Source organism: Dyella sp. A6 (assembly GCF_036320485.1).
GTDB lineage: Bacteria > Pseudomonadota > Gammaproteobacteria > Xanthomonadales > Rhodanobacteraceae > Rhodanobacter_A > Rhodanobacter_A aluminiiresistens.
Genome location: NZ_CP132911.1, coordinates 3,159,718 through 3,173,079 on the forward strand (window position 1 = coordinate 3,159,718; position 13,362 = coordinate 3,173,079).

The 13,362-nt window shown below is 65.8% G+C and carries 13 protein-coding genes; 8 read left to right on the forward strand and 5 right to left on the reverse strand.

The genetic code is table 11. The annotated features are described in order from the left end of the window. Positions 1 to 146 precede the first annotated feature (146 nt). The 4 genes from RA164_RS14150 to RA164_RS14165 all read left to right on the forward strand — a co-directional run bounded on the left by RA164_RS14150 (position 147) and on the right by RA164_RS14165 (position 4,311). Positions 147 to 737, forward strand: coding sequence for a cupin domain-containing protein (locus RA164_RS14150; protein WP_329741480.1), 591 nt, complete (start codon positions 147 to 149; stop codon positions 735 to 737). Between the two features lie 23 nt (positions 738 to 760). Then, positions 761 to 2,131 (forward strand): FAD/NAD(P)-binding protein, encoded by a 1,371-nt coding sequence (locus tag RA164_RS14155; RefSeq protein WP_329741481.1) that lies wholly within the window; start codon positions 761 to 763, stop codon positions 2,129 to 2,131. Between the two features lie 33 nt (positions 2,132 to 2,164). Next, positions 2,165 to 3,559: a cardiolipin synthase gene (cls, locus tag RA164_RS14160; protein ID WP_329741482.1), complete on the forward strand. Its 1,395-nt coding sequence runs from the start codon at positions 2,165 to 2,167 to the stop codon at positions 3,557 to 3,559. A gap of 131 nt (positions 3,560 to 3,690) precedes the next feature. Beyond that, positions 3,691 to 4,311 (forward strand): glutathione S-transferase, encoded by a 621-nt coding sequence (locus RA164_RS14165; protein ID WP_329741483.1) that lies wholly within the window; start codon positions 3,691 to 3,693, stop codon positions 4,309 to 4,311. 36 nt (positions 4,312 to 4,347) lie between these two features. Here the strand turns inward: RA164_RS14165 and RA164_RS14170 are convergent, their stop codons facing one another. Together RA164_RS14170 and RA164_RS14175 are read right to left on the reverse strand one after the other, a co-directional pair. Then, positions 4,348 to 5,109: an energy transducer TonB gene (locus RA164_RS14170; RefSeq protein WP_329741484.1), complete on the reverse strand. Its 762-nt coding sequence runs from the start codon at positions 5,107 to 5,109 to the stop codon at positions 4,348 to 4,350. 47 nt (positions 5,110 to 5,156) lie between these two features. Continuing rightward, on the reverse strand, positions 5,157 to 5,546 hold the full coding sequence (locus RA164_RS14175) for a hypothetical protein (RefSeq protein WP_329741485.1): 390 nt from the start codon (positions 5,544 to 5,546) through the stop codon (positions 5,157 to 5,159). Positions 5,547 to 5,630: 84 nt separating this feature from the next. Between RA164_RS14175 and pncA the strand changes: the two genes are divergently transcribed. The 3 genes from pncA (at position 5,631) to RA164_RS14190 (ending at position 8,982) form a co-directional block, all read left to right on the forward strand. After that, a complete protein-coding gene (gene pncA, locus RA164_RS14180; protein ID WP_329741486.1) occupies positions 5,631 to 6,275 on the forward strand; it encodes a bifunctional nicotinamidase/pyrazinamidase in 645 nt (214 codons plus the stop codon). A 99-nt stretch (positions 6,276 to 6,374) separates the two neighbouring features. Beyond that, positions 6,375 to 7,712: an ABC transporter permease gene (locus RA164_RS14185; RefSeq protein WP_329741487.1), complete on the forward strand. Its 1,338-nt coding sequence runs from the start codon at positions 6,375 to 6,377 to the stop codon at positions 7,710 to 7,712. A gap of 10 nt (positions 7,713 to 7,722) precedes the next feature. Continuing rightward, positions 7,723 to 8,982, forward strand: a complete 1,260-nt coding sequence (locus RA164_RS14190; protein WP_329741488.1) for an ABC transporter permease — start codon at positions 7,723 to 7,725, stop codon at positions 8,980 to 8,982. A 22-nt stretch (positions 8,983 to 9,004) separates the two neighbouring features. Here RA164_RS14190 and RA164_RS14195 read toward each other — a convergent pair whose 3' ends face one another. Then, positions 9,005 to 9,193, reverse strand: coding sequence for a CPXCG motif-containing cysteine-rich protein (locus tag RA164_RS14195; RefSeq protein WP_329741489.1), 189 nt, complete (start codon positions 9,191 to 9,193; stop codon positions 9,005 to 9,007). A gap of 69 nt (positions 9,194 to 9,262) precedes the next feature. On the opposite strand from RA164_RS14195, the gene RA164_RS14200 reads away from it, so the two are divergent. Further along, positions 9,263 to 9,538 carry a hypothetical protein gene (locus RA164_RS14200; protein ID WP_329741490.1) on the forward strand — a complete coding sequence of 92 codons (276 nt, stop codon included), beginning with the start codon at positions 9,263 to 9,265 and terminating at the stop codon, positions 9,536 to 9,538. Position 9,539: 1 nt separating this feature from the next. Here RA164_RS14200 and RA164_RS14205 read toward each other — a convergent pair whose 3' ends face one another. Beyond that, entirely contained in the window at positions 9,540 to 10,259 is a 720-nt protein-coding gene (locus RA164_RS14205) for an HAD family hydrolase (protein ID WP_329741491.1), read from the reverse strand. Between the two features lie 126 nt (positions 10,260 to 10,385). Continuing rightward, positions 10,386 to 12,953 carry a glycoside hydrolase family 3 protein gene (locus tag RA164_RS14210; protein WP_412731043.1) on the reverse strand — a complete coding sequence of 856 codons (2,568 nt, stop codon included), beginning with the start codon at positions 12,951 to 12,953 and terminating at the stop codon, positions 10,386 to 10,388. Between the last annotated feature and the right edge of the window lie 409 nt (positions 12,954 to 13,362).

A 13,362-nucleotide genomic window follows, 5' to 3' on the forward strand; every position in this document is an offset into this window, starting at 1 on the left:
GCCGAGGGCTTGAAGCTGCACAAGGAGCACGTTACGCCGCCGCGCGACACGCCGCCTGTCGCAAAAGTCATGCATGGGCGTCACGCCTTCGCCTTACGCCGACTTAACAATGAGCATGCTCCACTGATCGCCGGATTTTGCTTGGCATGGCCCGCATGCGCAGACATCGCCACCACCTGAAAGCCTTGCGCGACACCGCGCTGGCGCACACCCGCGAACCGCACCCCGACCTCGCCGTACTGGCACGCGAACTGGGCCGTGTCGTCCACCGTGACGGCCAGGCCCTGGTCGATGACATGGTCCGGCTGCACGGCTCCTCGCGCGACTTCCGCCGCCTGCTGCTCAGCCGCCGCGGACAGTTGACGCCAGTGAGCGTGCTGCTGGTGGTCTGGCCGCCGGACCATGTCACTCCGTCGCACGATCATGGCGGACTGTGGGGGCTGGAGATGAGCCTGCACGGGGCCCTTGAAATGGAATCGTGGACGCGGTCGTCCGAGCACAGCGACTGGCAGCTGCGTGGTCGCGACTGGCTTGGTCCCGGCGATGCGATGTGGTTCGATGCCGGAACATCCACGATGCACCGCTGCCGCAACATGTCCCGTCACGAAGTGGCACTCAGCCTGCATGTCTACGGTGGTGACCTGATCGATTGCAACGCCTACGCGCCGGAGGCCCAGGGCTCGCACTGGCATGCCATGCCGCAGCACCTGCGTATCGACGGCGCCCTGCCCGTCTGACTGCACCAACAACCGGGAGTCGCATGTTTCGACGTGTCGCCATCATCGGCGGCGGCGCCGCCGGCGCTTCGCTGCTCAGCGAACTGCTCGACCGGCAGGTCGCGCAGCCCATGCATCTGGACTGGTATGCCGGCCCGGGCAACGCCGGACGCGGTGTCGCCTACGCCACCCGCTCCAACCTGCACCTGCTGAATGTGCGTGCCGCCACGATGGGCATGTACGCGCATCGGCCCGGCGGCTTTCTTGAGTATCTGCGCCGCGACAACCCCGACATTGCCGGTACCGACTTCGTGCCGCGCCGGCTCTATGGTGACTATCTCGAGGAAGAGACCGCGCAGGCGCTGGCGCGGGCCAGAACTAACGGGCACGACGTGCATGTCGTGCCGTTCGCGGCCGAGGCGGTCGTGCCGGAACGTGACGCGGTGACGGTGCTCCACAGCGGCGTCGAAACCCGCGTCGATGCGGCCGTGCTGGCCCTCGGCACCCTGCCCGCACGCCCGCAGGCGGGCGTGAGCGCGGCCGCGCTCGACAGCGGACGCTACGTCGTCGAACCCTGGCAATGGCTGTCCGCAGACCACGACGAACCGCCGCCGCGCCAGGTCGTCCTGGTCGGACTCGGCCTCACCTCCGTGGACGTGCTGCTCGAGCTTGCGAACCGCTGGCCGGAAACGCAGTTCGTAGCGATCTCGCGCCACGGCCGGCTGCCCGAAGCCCACCAGCAGCGCATCGCCGCGCCGTTCGAGGACGGCGACACGCTGCCGGAGGCGATGCTCGATGCCCCCGAGATCCGTACCTGGCTACCCTTGCTGCGCGAAGCCTGTAACCAGCATGGCGAATGGCGCAGCGTGATCGACGGCCTGCGCCCGTATACCGCAAGCCTGTGGCGTGCACTGTCCCAGCAGGAGCGTGCCCGCTTCCTGCGTCACGCGCGCTGGGCCTGGGAGCGCGCGCGTCATCGCATGGCACCGCAGGTCGACGCAGGCATCGCCGCGCTTGTGCAGCAGGGTCGCCTGCGCATAGCGGCGGCCCGCATGCGCTCGGCCGAACCGGCCGCGGACGGCCGCCTGAGCGTGGAACTGGTCCACGCCGGGCAACTGATCGAGAACGTGCAGGCCGACCTGGTCATCCAGGCCACCGGTCTTGAAACCGACGTGGGCCAGACCACGCACCCGCTGGTGCGGCAACTGGTCACCAACGGCCATATCCTGCCCGACCCGCTCGGGCTCGGCTGCCAGGCCGAGCCCGACGGACGACTGCGCTACGATGGCGGCACATGGTCACGCCTGTTTGCCTTGGGCGGGTTGTTGCGCGGTACCTTGTGGGAATCCATCGCCATGCCGGAAATCCGGCAACAGGCGCGCCAGCTCACGGATCGACTGCTCGACGGGAAATGACGGCATGCCAGTAGCGCACGAGGGCCCTTCACCATGAACCTGCCGCTACTCACCCTGATCATCGTGCTGGTGCACCTGGCCGGACTGGTGGCGGCTACGCATGCCGTGATGCACACCCGTACGCCGCAGGGCGCATTCGCCTGGGCACTGGGTCTCGCACTGCTGCCCTGGCTCACCCTGCTGCCCTACCTCTACCTCGGGCGCAGCCGCTTCCACGGCTATGTGGACCTGCATCGCCGTCATCGCCGCCAGCTGGACCTGGCCCGCTCCGAGGCGATCCAGCCGCCGCAACACATCCTCGAACGCTACGGTGCGCTGTCCACCATGCTGGACACGCCCTTCCATCCCGGCCAGGCGCTGCGCCTACTGGTGGACGGTGGCGCCACCTTCACCGCCATCCTGGCAGCCATCGCACAGGCCGAGCACAGCGTACTGGTGCAGTTCTTCATCATCCACGACGACGGCCTGGGGCGCCGCATGCAGCAGGCCCTGCTGAAGCGTGCGGCCGCGGGCGTGAAGGTGTGTGTGCTGTACGACGGCATCGGCAGCTACGCCCTGCCCCATCGCTACGTGGAAACCCTGCGTGCCGGTGGCGTCGCCATCCACCCCTTCGCCACCCAGCGACGGCACAACCGCTTCCAGGTGAACTTCCGCAACCATCGCAAGATCGTGGTGGTGGACGGCGCCATCGGCTACGTCGGCGGACTCAATGTCGGTGACGAATACCTTGGCCAGAAGCCGCCACTGGCACCCTGGCGCGATACCCATATGGAACTGCGTGGGCCGGCCGTGGGCGAGCTTCAGCGCAGCTTCGCCGAAGACTGGCACTGGGTCACCGGCACCCTGCCGCCCCTGCACACACCGCCGCTGGGCCAGGGCAGCGCGCACACCCTGATCGCCGCCACCGGGCCGGCCGACCGGCAGGAAAGCTGCTCGCTGTTCTTCGTGACCGCGATCCAGGCCGCGCGCCAGCGGGTGTGGCTGACCACGCCCTATTTCGTACCCGACAGCGCCGTGATGGCCGAGCTGCGGCTGGCGGTGTTCCGCGGCGTCGATGTACGGGTACTGATCCCGTCGATCGCCGACCACACCACCGTATTCCTGTCGTCCACCCTGCACGCGCGGGATGCCGTGCGCGCCGGCATCCGCATGTTCCGCCACCACCCCGGCTTCATGCACCAGAAGGTGTTGCTGGTGGACGACGACACCGCCGCGGTCGGCAGCATGAACATGGACAGCCGCTCATTCCGGCTGAACTTCGAGGCCAGCGCACTGAATGTGGACCGCGGTTTCGCCGCCGATGTGGACGCCATGCTGCGCAACGACTTCAGCCACGCCGTCGAATTCGACGAGAGCGAATACGACCATGCGCCATGGCGGCGACGGCTGGCCATGCACCTGGCACGCCTGTGCGACCCGATCCTGTGAGCGCATGGGCGTGGCTGCCCACAGCCGCTGGAAGCCGTTGTCACGCGAATGACCCGGGCTGATTGACGACAGCCGCACTACCCCCGAAAAATGCATCGCCCGCAGCAGCAGCGCCACCCCGAGGATCGCACGTGAAACTGATCGGCATGCTGGATTCACCCTATGTGCGTCGAACCGCGATCTCGTTGCGGCTGCTCGGCCTTCCCTTCGAGCATCAGCCGCTCTCGGTATTCCGCACCTTCGCGGCCTTCGAGAAGATCAACCCGGTGGTGAAGGCGCCGACGCTGATCTGTGACAACGGCGAAGTACTGATGGATTCGGGCCTGATCATCCAGTACGCCGAGGCGCTGACCCGGCCGCGCTCGCTGTTTCCCGACGACCCCGAGATCCTGCAGCACGACCTGCACATCATCGGGCTGGCGCTGGCCGCCACCGAGAAGAGCGTGCAACTGGTCTACGAACGTGAATTGCGGCCACCGGAGAAGCGGCATCACCCGTGGGTGTCGCGGGTCACCGGCCAGTTGCTGGCCGCCTGCCGCGAACTGGAACAGGCCTTCGCCCGCAGCAAGCCACCAGTCGAGAGCGCGACGATCCGGCAGGCCGGCCTGACCGCTGCGGTCGGCTGGCACTTCGCCCAGCAGATGCTCCCCGGCGTGATCCCGCCCGAGCACTACCCCGCGCTTGCCGCCTATTCGGCCGCGGCCGAGGCATTGCCCGAGTTCCGTGCCCTGCCGCACACCGCGGCAACGTAAGGGATCACCCGTCTGCAGCCCCATGCTGGCAATGCCTCAACGCGTCTTGTGCACCAGCTTCACCGGACTGTCGATCGCCGCCACCACGCCATCGGGCAGTGGCGCGGGGCGATGCCCCAGCCTGGCCAGGCCGGTTGCGTCGATCGCCGGTCGCAGCGCCGGAAGATTGGAGGCCTCCGGATTGCCGAAGCTGTCATAGGCATGCAGCATGAAGGAAATCGGGATCAGTACATGTGAAATCACCGGCGTGCCGGCCACCATGATCGGCCTGGCCCGCCAGCGCTCCAACGTATGCACCGCCTGATAGACGAACATGCGCGCCGGGCGTCCTTCGGTCGTCAACGCCCGCACCAGCTGCACATGGTCCACCCGGCCATCCGTTTCGACCGTCGCCTTCAGCAGCAGTCTCGCTTCGCGCCGTTGACTGATCATCTGCCGCGGGAAGCCCGGCGGGTCCCGCCGCGTGAAATAAGGGCCGGTGCAGATGTACCTCACCGACACGTCGTATTTCCCGTCCGCGGCCGGCGTGCCCAGCAGGCGCACATACAGCCAGGTTGTCGTCGCCACCGTGCGGCTACCCTCCCGCGCCGGCAGGAACGACAGGTTCGACAAGCTACGCTGGATCAATGCCGTGAACGGCGCCGACAGCTTGACCATCGGCTGGACCGACTGCAGGTGGCCCTGCGCATCCACGCTTACCTGCACCGCAATCTCGGACGACTGAACATCCCGCACGGCCGCATGGCAGGGCAACAGCACCAGCAGTGCCAGCCAGACCGACGTCATGATGCTCTTCATCAGCGTCCTCCTGTCATCCATTCCAGTCCGCCGGCATCCGGCAAGGCCTACTTGCGCCCGGACAGCCGCCGCTTCCAGTCGCCACTGCACAGTGCCCAGGCAACGTATACACCGATCGCCGCGCCCAGCAACTCGAACAGTACGCGCATACCGATATGGTCCGGGTCGTGCACCGTCGCCAGCTCGGCCTGCAGCAGCTGCAGCGACTGCAGGCCGGAGGTGTAATTGAAGTAGAACAGGTTCCATACGTCGCCACTGGCCGTCAGCACCAGCGTCACGAAGTACGACCAGCCGATGCGCTTGGCGTCGTTCCAGTGGTTGTGCCTGCCGATGACGTGAAACAGCAGGTACAGCAGCACGCCCGCCAGCAGACTGATCGCTCCGGCCTCGAGGCCACCGAGCAGACCGAAGGCCATCCACGACTGGTTGTATTGCATTCCCGCCCCCTGTGCTGCCGATCCGGCGATGACTGCCCTGCGCGCTAGACTAGACTAGCGTCTCCAACCGCTTTCCACACGCCCATGCCACATACCACGCACGAACGCGCCGCACTGATCCTGGTGGACGTGCAGCCGGACTTCATGCCCGGCGGTACGCTGGCCTGCCACGAAGGCGACGTCATCGTGCCGGGCATCGACCAGTTGCTGCAGCGCCGCCTGTTCCGCCACGTGGTCGCCACCCAGGACTGGCACCCGGCCGGCCATGTTTCCTTTGCCAGCACGCACGACGGCAGTGCACCGTTCCAGCAGATCGAGCTGTACGGCCAGCCGCAGACACTGTGGCCGGACCACTGCGTGCAGGACACGCCCGGTGCTGCGCTGCACCCGGCCATCGACTGGTCGTGCGCCGACCTGATCCTGCGCAAGGGCAGCGACCCGCGCGTGGATTCCTACAGCGGCTTCCGCGAGAACCATGGCCCGGCAGGTACGCGTCCCGCCACCGGCCTGGCCGGCTGGCTGCGCGATCGTGGCGTCGACACCGTCTATGTCGCCGGACTGGCACGCGACGTCTGCGTGCTGTGGACCGCGCAGGACGCCGTGGCTGCAGGCTTCCGCGCCCATCTGCTGTGGGACCTGAGCCGGCCGGTCGCACCCGGTGGCGACGACGCACTGCGCAACACGCTGCGCGCGGCGGACATCGGCGTGCTGGAATCCGGCGCACTCTAGCCCCTCGGGAAGACGGGCGGCGGCCGTACCGATCAGGTATGGTCGAGAACCGGCGGGTCGCGTACCTGCCGATCACCAGGCCGCGTCACAGGGGACGTTATGTGGGCTTATTACGTAGCACTCGCGCTGCGGAGCAGCGGGCGCAGCAAGGCACTGACCGCGCTGGTGATCGTGCTGCTGGCCTTCGGGGTATCGGCCTGCATGGTGTCCTACGCCGTGTTCCGCGCCACCACCAGCGACCCGCTTCCCGCCAAGTCGTCCCGACTGTTCGTGCCGCAGATCGACAACTTCGGTCCGTCCTACACCTGGCAGAACGAACCGCCGGATACGCTGAGCTACATCGATGCGGTCGCACTCTGGAAAGCGCGAAAAGCACGCCGGCAAACCCTGCTCTATCCCGCGATATGGCAAGTGGAATCGGTGGATCAGACCACTCCGGTCATGTCGATGCATGGCGATGCGGTGACCGCCGATTTTTTTCCCATGTTCGACGTGCCTTTCCGCTATGGCAGTGGATGGACACCACATGACGATGCGCAGCACGCCAGTGTGGTCGTGATCAGCAGGCATTTGAACGAGAGGTTATTCCACGATCAGAACAGTATCGGACAGGAGATCCAACTGGATGGGAAGCTGTTTCGGATCATCGGCGTGCTGGATCGGTGGAATCCAAGGCCACGCTTCTACGATTTGGGCAGTTTTGGAAGCAATAGCAACCACGCATTCGACAATGCAGGGGACATCTATATTCCATTCACCCGCGCGACCGACATGAAGAAGGACAGCACATCGACCTCGGGCTGCCCGACGAAGTCAGGACAGATGGATACGTCCAACTGGGGCGCCTATTTGAACAGCGAATGCGACCGGATCGATGCCTGGGTGGAGCTTGCGACACCCGGTGGCGTGCAGCGCTATCGTGAATTCCTTCGCAACTATGCCGAAGAACAACAGCATCTGGGCCGTTTCGCGTGGTCGCCCAACGTACGCCTACGCAACCTGATGCGCTGGATGACGCACCTGCAGGTCACGCCGAGAGCATCCACATTGTCCATGCTTGTGTCCGCCAGCTTTCTTCTGGTCGTTCTGGTCAATGTCATTGGTCTGATGCTGGCTCGATTCATGCGCCGCGCACCGGAAATCGGCATTCGCCGTGCACTTGGGGCGTCACGCGCGGCGATCTACCGGCAGTTCCTGGTTGAAGGTGCCACCATGGGCTTCGTCGGCGGCATGCTCGGGGTAGCGCTGACAATGCTGGGGCTATGGGGCATCGGAGGGTTGTTCGAGTCGAAGATAGCGCGCCTTGTGCACGTTGATGCTTCCCTGCTCTCGCTGACAGTCGTAGTGGCGGTGATCGCCACGGTGATATCCGCGCTGTACCCGACATGGCGCGCGGCACAGACCCAGCCCGCCTGGCAAATCAAGATCAACAACTGAGGGCTCCGCCATGGCGTTTTCCCGGGCCTACATGCAATTGCGTCCGATCATCGTCGCACTGGGCCGGCACAAAGTCGCCACGATGCTCATCGTGTTGCAGGTGGCATTGACCCTGGCGGTGACCTCCAACGCGCTTTTCATTGTCGCAACCCGCATCGTCCACCAGTCCCGCGCCACGGGTACCGACGAGGCCCATCTTTTCGTCATCCGCAACAAGTGGACGATCGGCCAGAGCACAACCCTGATCCATGCCGACATTCGTACCGATCTGCATGCATTGCGCCATGTCGCAGGGGTCCGTGACGCATTTTCGAGCAACGACTTCCCGCTGGCGGGCTATGGTGAGAGCGGCATATCGACACGCTTGAAGGTCAAACCTGACCAGGCGAAGCGGCCACAGTTCGCCATGGTCTACGCTGCCGACGTACATGCCATCGACACCCTTGGTGTTTCGCTGATTGCGGGGCGCAATTTCCGCCCTGACGAAGTCGGTTCGATCGGCCCCGACGGCACGCTGGCCTCGCCGGACATCATCATCACGCGCAGTCTGGCCCGCAAGCTCTTTCCAGATGGCCATGCACTAGGTAAAACGGTCTATCTGCCAGGCGGACCGACCACCATCATCGGTATTGTCGACAGGCTACAGGGGCCACTCAGCGTGACACGGTCTTCCGATGGAGACAGCGTGCTCGTCCCCGCACACTATATCGACCCGGCAGGTGTGGTGTATCTGATCCGTACCGCCCCCAAGGCGGCCATGGGACCCGTCATCACTGCAGCACTGAGAGCCCTTCAAAGCCGCAGCGGACTACGGATCATCGACCCGGAAAGGGGCATTGTCACGATGTCCGAAGCACGTGCGCACGCCTACGCCACCGACCGCAACGTAAGCCTGCTGATGAGCATCCTCAGCGGAATGCTCCTGCTGGCGACCGCCGGCGGGATTGTCGGATTGAGTAGCTTCTGGGTCAGCCAGCGACGCCGGCAGATCGGCATCCGCCGCTCTCTCGGTGCCTCAAGTGGCGACATCCTGCGCTACTTCCATGTAGAAAATTTCCTGATCGTCAGTGGCGGCATCTTTCCCGGCGTAGTGCTTGCGGTGCTGGCAAACCTTGGCCTGATGAAGGCCTTTTACCCGATGAACCGCATGCCGCTCTCCATACCCCTGCTCGGCGCACTGCTGCTGTGGGTACTCGGCCAGCTGGCCGTATGGGGACCGGCCCGCCATGCGGCCAGAGTGCCGCCCGTGGTGGCGATCCGCGCCGATTGAACTGCCACGGAATCCGCCCGGCTCAGGCATCGTTCTCCGCTGACACACTGGCGTGCGGCTCGCCGTCCACGTCGACCGTCACCTGCACGGTGATCGGCCGGCAGCACACCTGGCAGTCCTCGATGTAGCACTGCGCGCCTGCGGAGGCGTCGAGCAGCAGCTCGATGCGTTCGCCGCAGTAGGGGCATGCCATTTCGGCTGGGGTGAGCATGTGCACGAACCTCGCGCCAAACACCAGTGGGCGCGGCTATACTCGCGTTCTCCGCGTGGATGGATTGTCATGGCTGAGCGTATTTTCGACCGCTACCGCGTCCATTCCGGCGCGACCCTGGAGGGTTCGCGCTATACCGCATGGCTGGCGGTCACCCCGCTGGAGCGCGGTTTTCCGGTGTACTACGCGATCTGCGAGAACCGCAGCTTCCGCCGGCAGGAGACCGCCGAACGTGCGGCCACCTCGGCACTGGACGCCGTGATGGCGCTGGAAGAAGACGGCACCCCGGTGTTCCCGATCGACTACGCCGGCCCGGACGACGACGCCCCCGTCGCCACGGAGTGACTCAGGCGCTGGCGCGCTTCGCCAGCTCGGCCACCGCCGCCGGAATGCCGGCGGCCGCTTCCACCGTCAGCATGCGATGGGCATCGTCCTGGCCTAGCCCGTGGTCCAGCTCGTGCGACCAGGTCACGTGATAGGGCATGTGCACGCCCCAGCCTCCCAGGCGCAGCACCGGTTCGATATCCGAGCGCAGCGAGTTGCCGACCATCGCGAACTGCCCGGGTTCGAGTCCGAACTCGCCCAGCACGCGGCTGTAGGTGGCACTGTCCTTTTCCGAGACGATCTCGATGCGGCCGAACAGCCCGGCCAGGCCCGACTGGCGCACTTTCTTTTCCTGGTGGAACAGGTCGCCCTTGGTGATCAGTACCACCGCGTACTCGCGTGCCACCTGCTCCACCGCCTCGCGGATGCCGGGCAGCAGGTCCACCGGATGCTGCAGCACCTGCTTGCCCAGCTCCACCAGCCGGTGGATGTCGGCGACCGAGATGCGCTCGCCGGTGACCGCTATGGCGGTCTCCACCATCGACAGCGTCATGCCCTTGGCGCCATAGCCGAACAGGGCCAGGTTGCGCCGCTCGGTGGCCAACATGCTGGCGTGGACCTCGGCATCGGCCAGGTCCACATAGCGCCCCACTATCGCGGCGAAGGCATCATTTGCCTGACGGTAGTAGTCCTCGCTGTGCCACAGGGTGTCGTCGCCGTCGAAGCCGATCAGTCGGAGCATGGGTAGGTGCCGTTGTGTCGGGGCCGGCAGCATAACCCACACGCGGCCGGCCACAGATCGCAAGCGACCCCGCCATGAGACGGGGTCGCTCGTCGATACGCTTTTGCCGACAACCCGCGGCGGGTGTCACTGCCCGCCGTGGCAGGGCACGCTGTACGGCGCGTTGGTGCCCAGCGCGATGCGGGTGATCGCAAGCGTGTCATGCGCTGCCGTCTGCAGCCGGAACGGCACCTCGATGTGCTTCATGTCGGCACCCGCTGCCTGGAAGCACTTCAGCGGCACGCCGACACGCAGCCACTTGCCCTTCGGCAAGGCGGCCAGTCCCTGCTCCAGCGGCAGGCTGGCTGCACAGTGGGCACCGCAGTCCATGCCCAGGGTGATGCGTCCGGGTGCCAGCGCGTCGATGCGCATATCGGCAATCAGTTCCACGTCGCCATTGGTCTGGCGTTCCAGGTTCAGCGGCTTGTCGGCATGCAGCGCGAAGCTTGCTTCGCCGTGGCCAGACCAGACCAGGCGACGCGCGTCTTCCTGCCGGTGGTAGTCGAGCGCGCTGACATGCAGGCTGCCGTCATGGGTCGCCGCAGGCACCGCCAGCAGGGCCTGCGCCTTGCCGTCGGCACCGGCGATGCGCGTACCGAGCCCCGCCGCAGCCTTGCCGTGCTGCAGATACACGCCGGGTGCGGCCACGTTCGCCGGCAGGCCGGAAACCTCGGACAGATGGCCGAGATCGCCGTTGTCTTCGTAGGTCAGGCCATAGCCGTAGGGGAACTGCGGATCGTAGTGCTTCTGCCCCACGTTCAGCGGCGTCTGCATCGCCGTGCGCGGCCACGAATCCGGCAGCTTGCCGTGGAAGTCGTACTGCACCTTGCCGGCAGCGTTGCGCAGCAATACATCGGCCACGCCGGCGCCCTCGGAACCGGGCAGCCACGCCGCCACGAAGGCGTTCGAGGCATTGATTTCCGGATTCACCCACAGCGGCCGGCCGGACAGGAACACCGACACCACCGGAATGCCCTGCGCGCGCAGGCGACGGACCAGGTCGAGGTCGGTGGAGTCGCCCGGCGCGAACGCCAGCGTGGGCACGTCGCCCTGGAATTCCGCATACGGATGCTCGCCGTACACCACGATCGCCACGTCCGGCTTGTGCGTGTAGTGGCCGTCCACCGACAGTTCGGCCGTACCGCCCGCCGCACTCACCTGGCTGTGGATGCCGTCCCAGATCGATTCGCCGTGCGGGAAGTCCGCATTGGTGGTACCGGTACCCTGCCAGGTCAGCGTCCAGCCACCGCACTGCTCGGGAATGTTGTTGGCGCCGTCGCCCGCCACCAGGATGTGCTCGTGCGGGTTCAGCGGCAGCAGATGGTGCTCGTTCTTCAACAGCACCAGCGATTCGCGCACCGCCCGACGCGCCAGCGCACGGTGTGCGGCACTGCCGATCAGGTCGAAATGCCCGCCCAGCGGCTGCCTGGACGGCAAGCCCTCGTGAAACAGGCCCAGCCGCATCTTCACCCGCAGGATGCGCGCCACCGCGTCGTCGAGCCGGGACATCGGAATCACGCCCGACTTCACCTCGGCCAGGGTGTGCTGGTACAGCCCGCGCCAGCTGTCCGGCGCCATGTACATGTCCAGTCCGGCATTGATCGCCTGCGGACAATCAACGTCGCTGCAACCGGGGATCTGACCCTGGGCGTTCCAGTCGCCCACCACGAAGCCCTGGAAATCCATGCGCTTCTTCAGCACGTCGGTGAGCAGTGCCTTGTTGCCGGTCATCTTCACGCCGTTCCAGCTGGAGAACGAGGCCATGACGGTCTGCACGCCGGCGTTGATGGCCGGCGGATAACCGGCACCGGCCACGTCACGCAGTTCCTTCTCGCTGATTTCGGCGTCGCCCTGGTCGATGCCGTCCTTGGTGGAACCGTCGCCGACGAAATGCTTGGCGGTGGCGATCACATGTGCGCTGTCCAGGAACTGCGGCGTGCCAGCCTTGCCCTGCAGGCCCTCGACCGCGGCCGACGCGTAACGCGCCACCAGTGCGGGATTCTCGCCGTAACCTTCGTAGGTGCGTCCCCAGCGATCGTCCCTGGGCACGGTGATCGTGGGCGCGAAGGCCCAGTTGATGCCCGCCGCACGCGCCTCTTCCGCGGTGGCCGCACCGATCGCGCGCACCAGCGCCGGGTCGCGCGTGGCGCCCATCGCGATGTTCTGCGGGAACACGGTGGAACCGAGCACATCATTGTCGCCATGCACGGCGTCCACGCCGAACAGCACCGGGATGGCGACGCCGCCATCGTGCGTGTCCATCGACGCGCGGTAAAACGCATCCGAAAGTGCCAGCCATTTCGCCGGCCCGGCCAGCAGGCCGCCGCCCGGCTTGGAATTGCCGCCGGCAAGGATCGCGCCCAGCCGATATTTGCGGACATCCGCCGGGGTGACGCTGCCGATGTCGGCCTGGATGACCTGGCCGACCTTGTCGCGCAGGGTCATCTTCGCCATCAGCGCATGCACGCGCTGCTCGAGTGCCGCGTCGGGCGGCAGCGGCCAGTGCCCCTTCGGCCATAGCGACGGATGCACCGTCGTCGATGCCTTGATCTTTCCCGCATCCGCCCGGGCCAGCCCCAGGGTGCCGGCGGAAAGTCCCGCGAACAATGCCCAGGCGCACCACCAGGCGCCCTTTCCACCAACGACGAACCGCACGGCCTTCTCCTCGACTTCAATACGGCCGGGTATGCCAACACCCACCCCGGCCAGGATGTTCCGGCGAGTATCGACAGATGATGACAGCGCTGTCAAATGGTAGGACATTTCCGATTCGATGCGGGTGCACCAGGCATTGCCGAACGCTTTCCTTCTCCTCCGTCGCACGCGATCCCGTGATCATTGACCGTGATCGTCCATACCATCTCGGTGACACCAGACGACCGGCCAGACATGCCCCGTCGATGGCATTCCAGCCGCTTGTCCCATTCATGCATTGCAACATGCGTATTCGTCACATGGCATGCATTCAGCACCGCAAAGGGGCGACATCCGCACTCGATGCGAGATCACCCCGAAACGTATCTGCATGAATCTTCCGAGATTCTCCGGAAATGCTGCAGCGCAA

Coding starts and splice junctions, on each gene's coding strand:
- pncA (WP_329741486.1), top strand. CDS start 5,631: ATGCCACATACCACGCACGAACGCGCCGCACTGATCCTGGTGGACGTG.
- RA164_RS14190 (WP_329741488.1), top strand. CDS start 7,723: ATGGCGTTTTCCCGGGCCTACATGCAATTGCGTCCGATCATCGTCGCA.
- RA164_RS14195 (WP_329741489.1), bottom strand. CDS start 9,193: ATGCTCACCCCAGCCGAAATGGCATGCCCCTACTGCGGCGAACGCATC.
- RA164_RS14185 (WP_329741487.1), top strand. CDS start 6,375: ATGTGGGCTTATTACGTAGCACTCGCGCTGCGGAGCAGCGGGCGCAGC.
- RA164_RS14205 (WP_329741491.1), bottom strand. CDS start 10,259: ATGCTCCGACTGATCGGCTTCGACGGCGACGACACCCTGTGGCACAGC.
- cls (WP_329741482.1), top strand. CDS start 2,165: ATGAACCTGCCGCTACTCACCCTGATCATCGTGCTGGTGCACCTGGCC.
- RA164_RS14175 (WP_329741485.1), bottom strand. CDS start 5,546: ATGCAATACAACCAGTCGTGGATGGCCTTCGGTCTGCTCGGTGGCCTC.
- RA164_RS14200 (WP_329741490.1), top strand. CDS start 9,263: ATGGCTGAGCGTATTTTCGACCGCTACCGCGTCCATTCCGGCGCGACC.
- RA164_RS14170 (WP_329741484.1), bottom strand. CDS start 5,109: ATGAAGAGCATCATGACGTCGGTCTGGCTGGCACTGCTGGTGCTGTTG.
- RA164_RS14155 (WP_329741481.1), top strand. CDS start 761: ATGTTTCGACGTGTCGCCATCATCGGCGGCGGCGCCGCCGGCGCTTCG.
- RA164_RS14150 (WP_329741480.1), top strand. CDS start 147: ATGGCCCGCATGCGCAGACATCGCCACCACCTGAAAGCCTTGCGCGAC.